Annotated in this window: 15 protein-coding genes and 1 tRNA gene; 10 read left to right on the top strand and 6 right to left on the bottom strand. The window is 65.5% G+C overall.

Going from position 1 to position 15,965, the window contains the following annotated elements; translation table 11 throughout:
- Positions 1 to 61: 61 nt before the first annotated feature.
- The 6 genes from hemA to PMI14_RS11940 all read left to right on the top strand — a co-directional run bounded on the left by hemA (position 62) and on the right by PMI14_RS11940 (position 6,406).
- On the top strand, positions 62 to 1,363 hold the full coding sequence (hemA, locus tag PMI14_RS11965; RefSeq protein WP_007854579.1) for a glutamyl-tRNA reductase: 1,302 nt from the start codon (positions 62 to 64) through the stop codon (positions 1,361 to 1,363).
- Positions 1,364 to 1,449: 86 nt separating this feature from the next.
- Positions 1,450 to 2,538, top strand: a complete 1,089-nt coding sequence (gene prfA / locus PMI14_RS11960; protein ID WP_007854577.1) for a peptide chain release factor 1 — start codon at positions 1,450 to 1,452, stop codon at positions 2,536 to 2,538.
- Between the two features lie 23 nt (positions 2,539 to 2,561).
- Positions 2,562 to 3,416, top strand: coding sequence for a peptide chain release factor N(5)-glutamine methyltransferase (gene prmC / locus PMI14_RS11955; protein WP_007854574.1), 855 nt, complete (start codon positions 2,562 to 2,564; stop codon positions 3,414 to 3,416).
- A 52-nt stretch (positions 3,417 to 3,468) separates the two neighbouring features.
- Positions 3,469 to 3,792, top strand: coding sequence for a Grx4 family monothiol glutaredoxin (grxD, locus tag PMI14_RS11950; RefSeq protein ID WP_007854573.1), 324 nt, complete (start codon positions 3,469 to 3,471; stop codon positions 3,790 to 3,792).
- A gap of 183 nt (positions 3,793 to 3,975) precedes the next feature.
- Positions 3,976 to 4,983 (top strand): AAA family ATPase, encoded by a 1,008-nt coding sequence (locus tag PMI14_RS11945; protein ID WP_007854571.1) that lies wholly within the window; start codon positions 3,976 to 3,978, stop codon positions 4,981 to 4,983.
- Positions 4,984 to 5,074: 91 nt separating this feature from the next.
- Positions 5,075 to 6,406 carry a hemolysin family protein gene (locus PMI14_RS11940; protein WP_007854569.1) on the top strand — a complete coding sequence of 444 codons (1,332 nt, stop codon included), beginning with the start codon at positions 5,075 to 5,077 and terminating at the stop codon, positions 6,404 to 6,406.
- Between the two features lie 31 nt (positions 6,407 to 6,437).
- Here the strand turns inward: PMI14_RS11940 and PMI14_RS11935 are convergent, their stop codons facing one another.
- Together PMI14_RS11935 and PMI14_RS11930 are read right to left on the bottom strand one after the other, a co-directional pair.
- Entirely contained in the window at positions 6,438 to 7,106 is a 669-nt protein-coding gene (locus PMI14_RS11935; protein WP_007854567.1) for a lytic transglycosylase domain-containing protein, read from the bottom strand.
- Entirely contained in the window at positions 7,103 to 8,845 is a 1,743-nt protein-coding gene (locus tag PMI14_RS11930) for a proline--tRNA ligase (RefSeq protein WP_007854564.1), read from the bottom strand. Before PMI14_RS11930 ends, PMI14_RS11935 begins: the two co-directional genes overlap by 4 nt.
- A gap of 92 nt (positions 8,846 to 8,937) precedes the next feature.
- Here PMI14_RS11930 and PMI14_RS11925 point away from each other — a divergent pair, with 92 nt between their 5' ends.
- Positions 8,938 to 9,642, top strand: a complete 705-nt coding sequence (locus PMI14_RS11925; RefSeq protein WP_007854562.1) for an RNA pyrophosphohydrolase — start codon at positions 8,938 to 8,940, stop codon at positions 9,640 to 9,642.
- Between the two features lie 72 nt (positions 9,643 to 9,714).
- Here PMI14_RS11925 and proB read toward each other — a convergent pair whose 3' ends face one another.
- The 4 genes from proB to rplU form a co-directional block, all read right to left on the bottom strand.
- Positions 9,715 to 10,857: a glutamate 5-kinase gene (gene proB / locus PMI14_RS11920; RefSeq protein ID WP_007854558.1), complete on the bottom strand. Its 1,143-nt coding sequence runs from the start codon at positions 10,855 to 10,857 to the stop codon at positions 9,715 to 9,717.
- 91 nt (positions 10,858 to 10,948) lie between these two features.
- Positions 10,949 to 12,019 (bottom strand): Obg family GTPase CgtA, encoded by a 1,071-nt coding sequence (gene cgtA / locus PMI14_RS11915; RefSeq protein WP_007854555.1) that lies wholly within the window; start codon positions 12,017 to 12,019, stop codon positions 10,949 to 10,951.
- Positions 12,020 to 12,201: 182 nt separating this feature from the next.
- Positions 12,202 to 12,459, bottom strand: a complete 258-nt coding sequence (rpmA, locus tag PMI14_RS11910; RefSeq protein WP_007854552.1) for a 50S ribosomal protein L27 — start codon at positions 12,457 to 12,459, stop codon at positions 12,202 to 12,204.
- Positions 12,460 to 12,474: 15 nt separating this feature from the next.
- Positions 12,475 to 12,786 (bottom strand): 50S ribosomal protein L21, encoded by a 312-nt coding sequence (gene rplU, locus PMI14_RS34180; protein WP_007854550.1) that lies wholly within the window; start codon positions 12,784 to 12,786, stop codon positions 12,475 to 12,477.
- Positions 12,787 to 13,012: 226 nt separating this feature from the next.
- Between rplU and PMI14_RS11900 the strand changes: the two genes are divergently transcribed.
- The 3 genes from PMI14_RS11900 (at position 13,013) to pilB (ending at position 15,947) form a co-directional block, all read left to right on the top strand.
- Complete coding sequence (locus PMI14_RS11900; RefSeq protein ID WP_035203467.1) at positions 13,013 to 13,942, top strand: polyprenyl synthetase family protein; 930 nt, start codon at positions 13,013 to 13,015, stop codon at positions 13,940 to 13,942.
- A 48-nt stretch (positions 13,943 to 13,990) separates the two neighbouring features.
- Positions 13,991 to 14,067: transfer RNA gene (locus tag PMI14_RS11895), tRNA-Pro, on the top strand.
- 140 nt (positions 14,068 to 14,207) lie between these two features.
- Positions 14,208 to 15,947 carry a type IV-A pilus assembly ATPase PilB gene (gene pilB / locus PMI14_RS11890; RefSeq protein WP_035203458.1) on the top strand — a complete coding sequence of 580 codons (1,740 nt, stop codon included), beginning with the start codon at positions 14,208 to 14,210 and terminating at the stop codon, positions 15,945 to 15,947.
- Positions 15,948 to 15,965 lie beyond the last annotated feature (18 nt).

Genomic DNA, 15,965 nt, shown 5'->3' with positions numbered 1-15,965 from the left:
AAATCAAGGCTTTCCCAGGCAGGTGCACCGGGATGTTCCAACAATTTTATAATCGGCGTCTATGGCAGTCTGGGCCCTCGGCATCAACCACACCACCGCGCCGCTCGATCTGCGCGGCCGGTTCGCGTTCGCGCTCGACCAGATTGCCCCCACGCTGCACGGCCTGCGCCAGTCGCTGGGCCAGGTAAGCCGCCACCCCGGGGTGGAAACCGCCATCATTTCCACCTGCAACCGCACCGAGATCTACTGCGCGGGCGAGCAGGCGGCCATCGACCACACCCTGGGCTGGCTGGCGCAAAGCGGCGGCGTGAGCCCGGCGCTGCTGCGCTCGCATTCCTATTCGCTCGAAGACAGCCTGGTGGCGCGCCATGCCTTCCGCGTGGCCAGCGGGCTCGACTCGATGGTGCTGGGCGAAGCCCAGATCCTGGGCCAGATGAAGGACGCCGTGCGCGCCGCCGAAACCGCCGGCGCCCTGGGCACCACCTTGAACCAGCTGTTCCAGCGCAGCTTTGCCGTGGCCAAGGAGGTGCGCACCTCCACCGAGATCGGTGCGCACAGCATCAGCATGGCGGCCGCCGCCGTGCGCCTGGCGGGCCAGCTGTTCGAAGACCTGGGGAAGATCCGCGTGCTCTTCGTGGGCGCGGGCGAGATGATCGAGCTGTGCGCCACACACTTCGCGGCCAGGAACCCTAAGCAGATCGCGATTGCCAACCGCACGCTGGAACGTGGCGAAAAACTTGCCACGCGTTTTGGCGGCGAGGTCATGCGCCTGGCCGACCTGCCTGAGCGGCTGCACGAGTTCGACGCCGTGATCAGTTGCACCGCCAGCAGCCTGCCCATCATCGGCCTGGGTGCCGTGGAGCGCGCGCTCAAGAAGCGCCGCCACCGCCCCATGTTCATGGTCGACCTGGCCGTGCCGCGCGACATCGAGCCCGAGGTCAAGGCCTTGGGCGACGTCTACCTGTACACCGTGGACGACCTGGCCAGCGTGGTGCAGACCGCCCAGGCCAACCGCCAGGCCGCCGTGGCGCAGGCCGAGGCCATCATCGACGCCGGCGTGCAGAGCTTCATGCACTGGATGGACCAGCGCCACCCCGAAGGTGGCGTGGTGCCCTTGATCCAGCAGCTCAATGCCCAGACCGACAGCTGGCGCACCGCCGAGATCGCGCGCGCCAAGAAGCTGCTGGCCCGTGGCGAAGATGTGGATGCCGTCCTGGAGGCCCTGTCGCGCGGCATCACGCAGAAGATGCTGCACGGCACCATGGCCGAGCTGCATGCGGGCGATGCCGAGATGCGCGCCCAGACGGCCCAGACCGTCTCGCGCCTGTTCCTGCGTTCACAAAGCAAGAACAGCGGCCTGTAGCGGCGCCCGCCGCCCCACCAGGCCCGCTGCCCGCCACAGGACAGCGCCCGCTACGAACGCGTAGCCCCTCCCCCGATTTTCACCGCATGAAGACTTTTCTCAGAAACCAGCTGGAGCGCTATGCCCAGCGCTTGGGCGAGCTCGATTTCCTGCTCTCGCGCGAGGACATCATGGGCGACATGGCCCAGTACCGCCTGCTCTCGCGCGAGCACGCCGAGGTGACCCAGGTGGCGGGCCGCTATGCGCGTTATGTACAGCGCGAGGCCGACCTGGCCGGCGCGCGCGAGATGCTGGCCGACCCCGACATGGCCGAGATGGCGCAGGAAGAAATCGCCAGCGCCGAGGCCGAACTGCTGCAGCTGGAGGATGAGCTGCAGCGCCTGCTGCTGCCCAAGGACCCGGACGACACGCGCAATGCCTTCATGGAAATTCGCGCGGGCACGGGCGGCGACGAGTCGGCCCTGTTCGCGGGCGACCTCACGCGCATGTATTCACGCTACGCCGCCAACGTGGGCTGGAAGGTCGAGGTGGTGAGCGAGAACGCGGCCGAGCTCGGGGGCTACAAGGAAATCGTGCTGCGCATCGAGGGTGACAACGTGTATGGCACGCTCAAGTTCGAATCGGGCGGGCACCGCGTCCAGCGCGTGCCGGCCACCGAGACGCAGGGCCGCATCCACACCAGCGCCTGCACGGTGGCCGTGATGCCCGAGCCCGACGAGACCGAGGCCATCAAGCTCAACCCGGCAGACCTGCGCATCGACACCTTCCGTGCCAGCGGCGCCGGGGGCCAGCACATCAACAAGACCGACTCGGCGGTGCGCGTGGTGCACTTGCCCACCGGCATCGTGGCCGAGTGCCAGGACGGCCGCAGCCAGCACAGCAACAAAGCCAAGGCCCTGCAGGTGCTGCAGGCGCGCATCCAGGAGAAGGAGCGCAGCGAGCGCGCCGCCAAGGAGGCCGCGCTGCGCAAGGGCCTGATCGGCAGCGGCGACCGCAGCGACCGCATCCGCACCTACAACTTCCCGCAGGGCCGGCTCACGGACCACCGCATCAACCTCACGCTGTACAAGCTGCTGCTGGTGATGGAAGGCGACCTGGCCGACGTGCTGCAGGCCATGGCCCATGCGCGCGAGGCCGAGCAGCTCGAAGAGCTGGAAATGGGAGCGGCCGGCTGAGCCAGCCCCCACCCAGACCCGCCATGGACGACACCACCCCCAACCCGCCCGCCACCGTGGCCGACGCCCTGGGCCTGGCACGCACCCTGGGCCTGGCGCGCATCGACGCGCAACTGCTGCTGCTGCACGTGCTGGGCCGCGCCGCCACCGACCGCGCCTGGCTGCTGGCGCACGACACGGACGCGCTGGCATCCGATGCCTCTCGGCGCTACCAGGCCCTGTGCCTGCGCCGAGCTACCGGCGAGCCCGTGGCCTACCTCACGGGCAGGAAGGAGTTCTACGGCCTGGCCCTCTCGGTCGACGCCCGCGTGCTGGACCCGCGCCCCGATACCGAGACCCTGGTGGACTGGACCCTGGAACTGATCGCCCCCCTGCCCGCCCCGCGCATCGCAGACCTGGGCACGGGCAGCGGCGCCATTGCCCTGGCACTGCAGCACCAGCGCCCGGCGGCCCGCGTGCTGGCCGTGGATGCCAGCACCGACGCGCTGGCCGTGGCCCAGGCCAACGCCCAGCGGCTGGCGCTGCCGGTGCAGTTCGCGCACGCCGACTGGCTGCAGGGGGTGGAGGGCCTGTTCGACGCCATCGTCTCCAACCCGCCCTACATTGCCGCGGCCGACCCGCACCTGGCCGCGCTGACCCACGAGCCCCTCTCGGCCCTGGCCAGCGGCACCGATGGGCTGGACGACATACGCACCATCGTGGTGCAATCCCCCGATCACCTTCTGCCAGGGGGTTGGCTGCTGCTGGAGCACGGCCACGACCAGGCGGATGCCGTGTGCGCGCTGCTGCGCGAGCAGGGCTTCGCAGAGGTGCAAAGCCGCATGGATCTGGCCGGCATCGCACGCTGCTCGGGCGGACAGTGGCCGACAGTGAAATAATCGCGTTATTGCAGGCCTGCGAGGCCTGCCAGCCCTTTCAAGGAGTATTCCCATGAGCGACACCCAACAACGCATCGACGCCCTCGTGAAATCCAGCGACATCCTGCTGTTCATGAAGGGCAACGCCAGCTTCCCCATGTGCGGTTTTTCGGGCCGAGCGATCCAGATCCTCAAGGCCAGCGGCGTGGACCCCAAGACCGTGGTCACGGTGAACGTGCTCGAGGACGACGAGATCCGCCAGGGCATCAAGGAATACAGCCAGTGGCCCACCATCCCCCAGCTGTACGTAAAGGGCGAGTTCATCGGCGGTTCGGACATCATGATGGAGATGTACGAGTCGGGCGAGCTCAAGCAGGTGCTGGGCACCGGCGAGTAATTCCGCCTGCTACCGCCACCGTCGGTGAGGCCGCCTTCGGGCGGCCTTTTGCATGGCGGCAACACACGAAGGTAACAACGTGGCAAAACCGGTTGTCAGGGCTTATCCCCCAATACGCCAGGCATGTTGTGTGCTTGAATGCTTGTGTGATGTGACGCTTTTGCAACTCACAAGGAGCATGCGATGACCGGCCATAGCCTTGTTCCCCAACCACCCGCCCTGCGCCTGCCGGTGGCCCAGATGCGCAATGTGTTCCACCCCGGTGACGTCGAGCGCAAGCTCGCGCGGCTGCAGGAGTCGGGCAACCAGCGCGAATACGAAACCCTGCGCACCGTGTACGAACGCATGCTGGAGCGCGGGCCGGAGCGCTTCCAGGTCAAGCCCTCGGGCGTGCCCGACATGGCCAGCCTCTACGATCAATTGCCCAATTTCACGGACGTGCTGGACGACGTGAAGCGGCACGTGGCGCTGGCCCAGGACAGCCGCGATGGCCTGGAGGTCACGCCCATGCTGCTGCTGGGCCCGCCGGGCATCGGCAAGACGCACTTTGCGCGCCACCTGGCCGAGCTGCTGGGCACGGGCATGAACCTCTTGCCCATGAGCTCCATGACCGCGGGCTGGCTGCTGTCGGGCTCGTCCGCCCAGTGGAGGGGAGCGCGCCCGGGCAAGGTCTTCGAGGCCCTGGTGGAAGGAGAGTACGCCAATCCGGTGATCGTGGTCGACGAGATCGACAAGGCCGCCGCCGACGCACAGTACGACCCGCTGGGCGCGCTGTACAGCCTGCTCGAGCACGATACGGCGCAAAGCTTCACCGACGAGTTCGCCGAGGTGGCCATCGACGCGAGCCAGGTCATCTGGATCACCACGGCCAACGACACGCGGGGCATTCCCGACCCCATCCTGAACCGCATGAACGTGTTCGAGGTGGAGGCGCCCACGCTGGCGCAGGCACGCACCATCGCGCGCAACTTGTACCAGGGCATCCGCGCCGGGCACGACTGGGGCCGCCTGATCGACCCCGAGCCCCAGGGTGACGTGCTGGACCTGCTGGCCACGATGCCGCCGCGCGAGATGCGCCGGGCGCTGATGACCGGCTTCGGCAACGCACGGCTGGAGCGGCGCTCCACGGTGGAGGTGGCCGACCTGCCGCGGGCCGCCGCCGGGCGCGGGCGCATCGGCTTCGTGCAGTAGGCCGACGCCGGCAACGGCTGCTGTGGTGCACCGGGCGGGCAGATACACTCTGTAGCCCGGTGTGCCGCAGCGCCACGCTCTGTCGCCTTCCATGAGCCTTACCCAAAGTTTTTTCGTGATCGGGCTGCTGATCGCAGCCAGCGCCTTCTTCTCCATGGCCGAGATTTCGCTGGCAGCCGCGCGCCGCCTGCGCTTGCGCCAGATGGCCGACGAGGGCGATGCGCGGGCCGACCGTGTGCTGCGCATGCAGGAGCAGCCGGGCGACTATTTCACGGTGGTGCAGGTGGGGCAAAACGCCGTGGCCATCCTCGGCGGTATCGTCGGCGAAGGGGCGCTGAGCCCACACTTCAGCGCGCTGTTCGGCTGGTGGCTGAGCGAGGGCCATGCGCAGACGGCGGGCTTCCTGGCCTCGTTCCTGGTCATCACCTCGCTGTTCATCCTGTTCGCCGACCTGTTCCCCAAGCGCCTGGGCATGGCCGAGCCCGAGCGGCTGGTGGTGCGCCTGGCCAAGCCCATGGCCTGGTGCATGACCCTGCTGCGCCCGGTGGTCTGGTTCTACAGCCGCGGGGCGGACGCGCTGTTCCGCGTGCTCGGGCTGTCGTCGCTGCGCGACGACCGCATCACCTCGGACGACATCCTGGCCATGATGGAGGCCGGCACCCGTGCGGGCGTGCTGGCAGCGCGCGAGCAGCAGGTGATCACGAATGTGTTCGAGCTCGACACGCGCACCGTGTCGAGCGCCATGTCGCAGCGCGACCGGGTGTCCTTCTTCCTGCGCGACGAGCCCGACTCGGTGATACGCCTGCGCATCGCGGCCGAGCCGTTCTCGACCTACCCGGTGTGCGAGGGCGACATCGACCACGTGGTGGGCTATGTGGACGCCAAGGACCTGTTCCAGCGCGTGCTCAACAACCAGCCGATCTCGCTGGCCGACGACAGCCTGGTGCGCAAGGTGCTGATCGTGCCCGACCGGCTCACGCTGTCCGAGGTGCTCGAACAGTTCCGCCAGGTGCACGAGGACTTCGCGGTCATCGTCAACGAGTACAGCCTAGTGGTGGGCGTGGTGACCCTCAACGATGTGATGAGCACGGTGATGGGCGACCTGGTATCGCCGCTGGACGAGGAGCAGATCGTGCGGCGCGACGAGAATTCGTGGCTCATCGATGGCGTGACGCCCATCGGCGATGTGCTGCGTGCCCTGTCGCTCGACGAGTTGCCCCATGCCGAGGAGTACGAGACGCTGGCCGGCTTCCTGATGGTGATGCTGCGCCGCGTGCCGCGGCGCACGGACAGCGTGAGCTGGGGCGGCTACAAGTTCGAGGTGCTCGACGTGGACAGCTACCGCATCGACCAGGTGATGGTCTCGCGCCTGTCGCAGGCGGGAGGCCAGGACAACGCAAACACCCCTGGAACCATCGTCTAGCGACGGGAGGAAATCGACGAAAGGTGGGGTATCAACCCGCCGCTGGTCGGTCGACGTATTCCCAGCTGCGCTGGGCGCCGAAGACGGCGTTTGGATAGGGTGGGCGGCCCCGGCTGCCGTTGTAGCGGCCCAGTGCCATGAACAGGTCGCCGCGCTCGCGCTCGAGGTAGTGGCGCAGGATCACACAACCAAAGCGCAGATTGGTCTGCATGTGGAACAGCTTGCCGGCATCGCCGTCGCCGATCACGCGCGTCCAGAACGGCATGACCTGCATGTAGCCACGCGCCCCCACGCTGGAAACGGCGAACTTGCGAAAACCGCTTTCCACCTGGATCAGGCCAAGCACCAGGGACACGTCGAGCCCCGCGCGCTTGGACTCGTACCAGACGGTCTGCAGGAAGTCGCGGCGCACCTCCCACTCGGGCTTGCGCCGGCGCAGACGGTCGCTCATCGCAGCCAGCCAGCGGGTGTAGTGCAGGCGCGTATCGGTGGTGAAGAATTCGGGTTCTGGCGGCGCCTGGTTGGCGATGGCGGAACTCAGCGCAGTACGCACCGAGTCCATCAACGGTTCTTCGAGCTGGCCGCCCGCATGCGCCAGCGTAGGCGCAGCCAGCCATGCAGCCGGCCCCACGAGCGACGCGGCAAGGCATGCGCGGCGGGACAGGCCGCTCCCACCGCCAAAACCGTGCACCCCGCTCATACCGCCATGCGGCCCTTCACATGGGCCCAGATGTCGGTGATCGCCACCTTGCTGGCAGCGCTGTCGCGGCGGTGCTGGTACTCGACCTGGCCTTCCTTGAGGCCCCGGTCGCCGATCACCACGCGGTGGGGCACGCCGATCAGCTCCCAGTCGGCGAACATGGCACCGGGGCGCTCGCCCCGGTCGTCCAGCAGCACGTCCACGCCGGCGGCCAGGAATTCGGCGTACAGCTTCTCGGCCGCCACCTTGACCTCTTCGCTGCGGTCCATGCCGATGGGGCAGATGACCACGGTGAAGGGGGCGATGGCGTCGGGCCAGATGATGCCGCGTTCATCATGGTTCTGCTCGATGGCAGCCGCAGGCAGGCGGGTGATGCCGATGCCGTAGCAGCCCATCTCCAACGGCTGGGGCTTGCCGTTCTCGTCGAGGAAGGTGGCGTTCATGGCGCGGCTGTACTTGGTTCCGAGGTAGAACACATGGCCCACTTCGATACCGCGCTCGATCGCCAGTTCCCCCTTGCCGTCGGGCGAGGCATCGCCCGCCACGACGTTGCGCAGGTCGGCCACGGCGTCGGGCTCGGGCAGGTCACGGCCCCAGTTGACGCCGGTCATGTGGAAATCGGCCTCGTTGGCGCCGCAGATCCAGTCGGCCATGAGCGCCACGTCACGGTCGACCACGGTCTTCACGGGCTTTTTCAGACCCAGGGGGCCCAGGTAGCCGGGCTTGCAGCCGAAGTGCTCCTCGATCTCGCCAATGGTGGCGAAGCGGAAGCCCGCCAGGCCGGGCACCTTGCCGGCCTTGATCTCGTTCATGTCGTGGTCGCCGCGCAGCAGCAGCAGCCAGATTTGGGTCTTGACGATTTCGCCCGCTTCGTTGGTCTCGTCGGTGGCCAGCACCAGCGACTTGACGGTGGTGTTCAGCGGTACGTTGAGCAGTTGGGCCACGTCGGCGCAGGTGCTCTTGCCGGGTGTGGCGGTCTTGGCCAGGGGCTGGCTGGCAGCGGCGCGCGGGCCGGCGGGCGCCAGGGCCTCGGCCTTTTCCATGTTGGCGGCGTAGTCGCTGCCGGGGCAGTAGACGATGGCGTCTTCGCCGGTGGCGGCAATCACCTGGAATTCTTCGCTCAGGTCGCCGCCGATGGCACCGCTGTCGGCGGCCACGGCGCGGTAGGTCAGGCCGAAGCGGTCGAAAATGCGGCGGTAGGCCTGGGCCATGACCTGGTAGCTCGCCTTGGCAGCAGCCTGATCGCGGTCGAAGCTGTAGGCGTCCTTCATGGTGAACTCGCGTCCGCGCATCAGGCCGAAGCGGGGACGGCGCTCGTCACGGAACTTGGTCTGGATCTGGTAGAAATTCTTTGGCAACTGTTTGTAGCTGCGCAATTCCTGGCGAGCGATGTCAGTGATCACTTCTTCGCTGGTGGGCTGGATCACGAAGTCGCGGCCATGGCGGTCCTGGATGCGCAGCAGCTCGGGGCCCATTTTTTCGAAGCGGCCCGTCTCCTGCCAGAGCTCGGCCGGCTGCACCACGGGCATGGCCAGTTCCACGGCGCCGGCACGGTTCATTTCCTCGCGCACGATGGCCTCGACCTTGCGCACCACGCGCAGGCCCATGGGCATGTAGTTGTAGATGCCGGCGCCCAGCTTCTTGATCAGGCCGGCCCGCGTCATCAACTGGTGGCTGACCACCTCGGCGTCGGCAGGCGCTTCCTTGAGGGTGGAAATAAAGAATTGGGAGGCTTTCATCGGCTTCGGCAGAGGGCGTCTGGGTGCAGCCCACTTGCTGCGCTCAAAGCGCCGTGCATAATGGACACAGTTTAAAAATTTGGGGTTTGATTATGCTTGACCGGGACGGCTTTCGGCCGAACGTCGGCATCATCCTGCTCAACCAGAAGAACCAGGTGTTCTGGGGCAAACGCATCCGCACCCACAGCTGGCAGTTCCCACAGGGTGGCATCGACCGGGGGGAAACCCCGGAACAGGCCATGTTCAGGGAGCTGCACGAAGAAGTGGGCCTGCACCCCAACCATGTGCGCTTGGTGGCCCGGACACGGGACTGGTTGCGCTATGAGGTGCCTGACCGGTACATCCGCCGCGATGCGCGCGGACACTACAAGGGCCAGAAGCAGATATGGTATCTGCTGCAACTGGTCGGACACGACTGGGATCTGAACCTGCGTGCCACCAACCATCCGGAGTTCGACGCCTGGCGTTGGAACGACTACTGGGTGCCGCTGGACGTGGTGGTGGAGTTCAAGCGCGGCGTCTACGAAATGGCGCTGACGGAGCTGGCGCGTTTCCTGCCCCGCAACGAGCAGCGCAACCGCTACCTGCGCAGCGGCATGCGTGCGCGCGATGGCGAGCATGCGGGCAGCGCCATGTTCCGCACGGGGTCGCTGCTGGTGAATCCGGGCATGGAGCTTCCGCCGGGCGCCAGTTTCGACCCCGATCCGCAGAGCAGCCGGCCCATGGGGCTGGAGGGCTTGCCCGTTTCCTCCCCGGAGCCGGTAGTAGCCAGCAGCGCCCCGCCCCCTCTCAAGTAGCTTGGCCCCGGCGCACGCGCCGGGCGATTGCCATGCCCGCAGCCGGGTAGCGCGCCCCGGCATGGTCCACCGTCACGCGATGGTCAGCACCATGTTGTCGCGGTGCACCATCTCGGCCTCGGCCACATAGCCGAGCAGGCGCTCGAACTCTGATGAGGACTTGCGGCACAGCAGGCGTGCCTCGGCGCTGGCGTAGTTGGCCAGGCCCCGGGCAATCTCCACCCCGGCCAGGTCGCGCACGGCGATCACGTCACCGCGCGAGAAATCACCCTCGACAGCCGTCATGCCGATGGGCAGCAGGCTCTTGCCTTCGTCGCGCACCTTGGCCGCCGCTCCGGCATCGACCAGCACCGCACCACGCAGTTGCAGGTGGTCGGCCATCCATTGCTTGCGGGCTTGTTTCTTCTGCGTCTGCGCCACCAGCAGGGTGCCCAGGGCCTCGCCCTTGACCAGGCGCAACAGCACGTCCTGCTCACGCCCCCAGGCGATGACGGTGGAGGCGCCCGAACCGGCTGCTCGCTTTGCTGCCAGGATCTTGGTGATCATGCCGCCCCTGCCGATGCTGGAGCCGGCACCGCCGGCCATGGCTTCGAGCGCGGGGTCTCCCGCCTTGGCCTCGTGCACGAACTGCGCGGCGGGGTCACGGCGCGGATCAGCCGTGTACAGGCCCTTCTGGTCGGTGAGGATGACCAGGGCGTCGGCCTCCACCAGGTTGGCCACGAGCGCGCCCAGGGTGTCGTTGTCGCCGAACTTGATTTCGTCGTTGACCACCGTGTCGTTCTCGTTGATCACAGGCACCACGCCCAGGCGCAGCAGGGTGAGCAAGGTGGAGCGGGCGTTGAGGTAGCGCTCGCGGTCGGCCAGATCGGCATGGGTGAGCAGCACCTGGGCGCTGCCCATGCCCTGCTCACGCAGCTTGGTCTCGTACATCTGGGCCAGCCCCATCTGGCCGACGGCCGCGGCGGCCTGCAGCTCGTGCACCTCATGGGGGCGGGTGGTCCAGCCCAGGCGCTTCATGCCCTCGGCAATGGCGCCGCTGGAGACCATGATCACCTCGCGGGGCGCCCCACCGCCCTCGCCGCGCACCAGCGCAGCGAGTTGCCGGCTCCACTCGCCGATGGCCGCCTCGTCGAGGCCCCTCCCCTCGTTGGTGACCAGGCTGGAGCCTACCTTGACGACGATTCGGCGGGCATCCCGCAGCACACTGGAAACCATTTTTGCTTCTTTTGCCTCTGTCGCTGGGCGGCCAGGACGGCTGCCATCACTGCATTGTTGTCTGGTGGCCCATGGCCCTGCTGCCCGGCTTTCAGTCCGGCGCATCACCCGCAAAGCGCGGATCGATTTCCTCGGGCGTGTTTTCAACGCGCTGTTGCGTCTGCACATGCCGGTAAATGGCATGGATCAGCGGCTCGCAGCCTTCGCGGGTCAGCGCGGAGATCTGGAACACCGGGCCCTTCCACTTGAAGCGCTTGACGAAGTCCTTCACGCGCTGCTCACGCTCTTCAGCAGGCACCATGTCCAGCTTGTTGAGCACCAGCCAGCGCGGTTTGTCGTGCAGTTGCTGGTCGTACTTCTTGAGCTCGCCCACGATGGCCTTGGCCTGCGCCACCGGGTCGACCGCGTCGTCGAACGGCGCCAGGTCCACGATGTGCAGCAGCAGGCGGGTGCGCTGCAGGTGGCGAAGGAACTGGTGGCCCAGGCCCGCCCCCTCGGAGGCGCCCTCGATCAGGCCCGGGATGTCGGCGATCACGAAGCTCTGCTCGGGTGCCACGCGCACCACACCCAGATTGGGGTGCAGGGTCGTGAAGGGGTAGTCCGCAATCTTCGGCCGCGCATTGGACACAGCAGTGATGAAGGTGGATTTGCCGGCATTGGGCATGCCCAGCAGGCCGACGTCGGCCAGCACCTTGAGCTCCAGCTTGAGGTTCTTCTTCTCGCCGGGCCAGCCGGGCGTCTTCTGGCGCGGCGCACGGTTGATGGCGCTCTTGAAGCGCATGTTGCCGAAGCCGCCGTCGCCGCCTTTGGCAATGGTGACCACCTCGCCCGGATTGAGCAGCTCGTACAGCACCTCGCCGGTTTCGGCGTCGGTGAAGATGGTGCCCACAGGCACCTTGAGCGTGATGTCCGAGCCAGCTGCACCGAACATGTCCGAGCCCATGCCGTGCTCGCCGCGCTTGGCCTCGTGCCGGCGCGAGTAGCGGAAATCGACCAGGGTGTTCAGGTTGGGGTCCGCCACGGCGAACACATGCCCGCCCCGGCCGCCGTCGCCCCCATTGGGACCGCCGAACTCCTTGTATTTTTCGTGCCGGAACGACACGCAGCCATTGCCACCATCACCGGCGGCAATGTCAATATAGGCTTCATCGACGAACTTCATGGGTATCCAGTTTACAAAAGAGCGCTGCGCAAGAAAATCACCGGTGAAGGAGCAGCAGGGCTTTGCTCTTTTCGAGGGGCGTGCAGGACGCCGACAGGACGCGCTGGCATGAACTACCAGGCTGTCCAAACAACAAAGCCCCGACAAGGCGGGGCTTTGTTAGCTGCCGGGGTGAAAAACCCTCAGGCGGCCGTCACATTGACTGTCGACTTGGACAGTGCACCCTTGGTGCCGAACGACACGTGGCCGTCCACCAGTGCGAACAGGGTGTGGTCCTTGCCCACGCCCACGTTGGTACCGGGATGGAAACGCGTACCGCGCTGGCGCACGATGATGGAGCCAGCACTGATCAGTTCACCACCGAACGCCTTGACACCCAGCATCTTTGGCTTGGAGTCACGTCCGTTTCGCGTAGAGCCGCCGCCTTTTTTCTGTGCCATGACATCAGCTCCCTGTTAACCAGCGATCACGCCGATTTGCAGTTCGGTGAACTGCTGACGGTGACCTTGACGTTTCTGATAGTGCTTGCGACGGCGCATCTTGAAGATGTGCACTTTGTCGTGCTTGCCGTGCGCCACGACAGTGGCTTTGACCGTTGCACCGGACACCAGGGGCGTGCCAACCTTCAGTTCAGCGCCGTTTCCGACAGCCAGAACCTGGTCGATCACAATTTCCTGGCCTACGTCCGCAGCAATCTGTTCTACTTTAATTTTTTCGCCGGAAGCAACGCGATACTGCTTGCCGCCGGTTTTTATGACCGCGTACATGTTGACCTCTTGATATGAGTTCCGCAGACGAATTTCTGCAGAGCCCGCTAGTTTAGCATAGCCTCAAGATCGTGGCAAGCCAGCGACATCCGCGGCGAACGTGGTGCACCGCCACGGCGGGAAGGCCATGGCCGTTCCTATAATCCGCTGCACTTCGAGCGCTCCTATCTTGACTGACCACTCCCAAACAGCCGCCACGCCCGCACTCACGCTCATCGCTGCCGACATGCACGAGGTGGACCGGGTGATTGCCGCACGCCTTACCTCCTCCGTACCCCTGGTCGCGCAGATATCGCAGTACATCATCGCGGCGGGCGGCAAGCGCCTGCGCCCCGCGCTGCTGCTGCTGGTGTGCGGCGCCCTGGGCTACCGCGGCGCGCACCGCTTCGGCCTGGCGGCCGTGGTGGAGCTGATCCACACCGCGACCCTGCTGCACGACGACGTGGTCGATGCTTCCACCCTGCGGCGTGGTCGCGCGACGGCCAACGAGACCTTCGGCAACCCGGCCAGCGTGCTGGTGGGCGATTTCCTGCACACGCGCTCCTTTCAGATGATGGTCGAGACCGGCAGCATGCGGGTCATGGAAATCCTCTCGGAGGCCACCAACGTGATCGCCGAAGGCGAAGTGCAGCAGCTCATGAACATGCACGACGCCTCTCTGGACGAGGAGGGCTATTTGCGGGTGATCCGCTCCAAGACCGCCAAGCTGTTCGAGGCCAGTGCGCGCCTGGGCGCCGTTCTGGCGAACAGCCCCCCCGCATTGGAAGAGGCCTGCGCCACCTACGGCCAGGCACTGGGCACCGCCTTCCAGATCATCGACGATGTACTCGACTACGACGGCGATGCCAGCGAAATGGGCAAGAACCTGGGGGACGACCTGCGCGAAGGCAAGTCCACCCTGCCCCTGATTGCGGCCATGCAGCGCGGCACCGACACCCAGGCCGCGATCATCCGGGAGGCCATCGAGCAAGGCTCCACCGAACAGCTTCCATCCATCATCACCATCGTCCGGGAAACCGGCGCACTGGAAGTGACCCGGGCCGCGGCGATCTCGGAAGCCCACAGGGCCATCGCGGCCCTGCAAGTGCTGCCAGGCAACGATTACACCGCCGGCTTGCTACACTTGGCTTCTCAATTGCTGGACCGCCGCGCGTAGGCTCCGCCTTCGCGCGACCACAGGTCCCGGCGCCCCACGGGCGCCTTGCGGGGTGTAGCTTAGCCTGGTAGAGCGCTACGTTCGGGACGTAGAGACCGGAGGTTCGAATCCTCTCACCCCGACCACCCTCCCACGGGAGGGCCGCAGCCTTGCAAATCCATTTTGAACTGTGGTTCAGGCGCCAATATGCAACGCTGTACAGGTCTTTGCCAATAGGCGATGATAGGATGGCTTGTTGTTCAATTCCTAACACATTACCGGTTACATGGCTGCTGTAGATACTGCTCAGAAAGAAACACCTGCAATAGCCCTTCCAGGCTTGGGCCGGGCGTTGATGTCTGCGGGAAAGCTGACCCAAAAGGCGGCCGAGGATATTTACAAAAAGTCACAAACCAGCCGCACCAGCTTTATTGCGGAGTTAACCGGCTCAGGGGTCGTCTCCGCGGGAGATCTGGCCCACACCGTATCCGCTGTCTTCGGCGCTCCCTTGCTGGACCTGGAGGCCATTGACCCACTGCGGCTGCCCAAGGACCTGCTGGACGCGAAGATCTGCCAGTCCTACCGGGTGGTGGTGCTGAGCAAACGCAACAACCGCCTGATCGTCGCCACGGCCGACCCCACGGACCAGGAAGCCGCCGAAAAAATCAAGTTCACGACCCAAATGGGAGTGGACTGGATTATCGCGGAATATGACAAGCTGAACCGTCTGGTTGAAAGCACCACGAAATCGACGTCCGAGTCGATGGAGGCCATGACCAGCGGGGGGGATTTCGAATTCGATGATATTCCCATCGAAGTGGAAGCCGAGGCCACCGATGCCGGTGCGGCCTCGGACGTCGAAGATGCCCCCGTCGTCAAATTTTTGCACAAGATGCTGCTCGATGCGTTCAATATGCGGGCATCCGATCTGCACTTCGAGCCCTATGAGCACCAATACCGCGTGCGCTTTCGCATTGACGGAGAGCTGCGGGAAATCACGTCGCCGCCGATTGCGATCAAGGACAAGCTGGCTTCGCGCATCAAGGTGATTTCGCGCATGGACATTTCCGAAAAGCGGGTGCCGCAGGACGGAAAGATGAAGCTGAAAATCGGTCCCGACCGGGTCATCGATTTTCGGGTGAGTACCTTGCCCACCTTGTTTGGCGAGAAGATCGTTATCCGTATTCTGGATCCGTCCAGCGCAAAGCTGGGCATCGATGCACTGGGCTACGAACCTGAAGAGAAGGCACGCCTGCTCGATGCCATCAGCCGCCCCTACGGCATGATTCTGGTGACCGGCCCTACCGGCTCCGGCAAGACGGTGTCGCTGTACACCTGTCTGAACCTGCTGAACAAACCGGGCGTGAACATCGCCACGGCGGAAGACCCCTCGGAAATCAACCTTCCTGGGGTGAACCAGGTGAATGTCAACGACAAGGCCGGACTGACCTTTGCCGTGGCACTCAAGTCGTTTTTGCGCCAGGATCCCGACATCATCATGGTGGGGGAAATCCGGGACCTGGAAACAGCCGATATCTCGATCAAGGCCGCCCAGACGGGTCACTTGGTGCTGTCCACACTGCACACCAACGATGCCCCAACGACGTTGACACGGATGCGCAACATGGGGATCGCCCCGTTCAACATCGCCTCCAGCGTCATTCTGATCACCGCGCAGCGCCTGGCCCGGCGACTGTGCCCCGTTTGCAAGGTGCCCGCAGACATTCCGCACGAGGCGCTGGTGGACGCCGGCTATGCCGAGGAGGAACTCGATGGTTCCTGGATAACCTATCGCCCCGTGGGATGCTCCGCCTGCAACAATGGATACAAGGGTCGCGTCGGGGTCTACCAGGTCATGCCCATCACCGAAGAAATACAGCGGATCATCTTGCGCGACGGCAGTGCACTGGAGATCGCCGAGCAGGCCAGGTCGGAGGGTGTGCGGTCTCTTCGCGATGCCGCCCTCTACAAAGCCAAGCTGGGGCACACCTCTCTCGAAGAAGTGCTGGCCGTGACCAACGAATAAACATTACAGAATAGCGAC

This window comes from Acidovorax sp. CF316, from assembly GCF_000276605.1.
Lineage (GTDB): Bacteria > Pseudomonadota > Gammaproteobacteria > Burkholderiales > Burkholderiaceae_C > Acidovorax.
The sequence above is the reverse complement of the archived record's forward strand: the minus strand, read 5'-3'. Positions and strand labels throughout refer to the sequence as shown.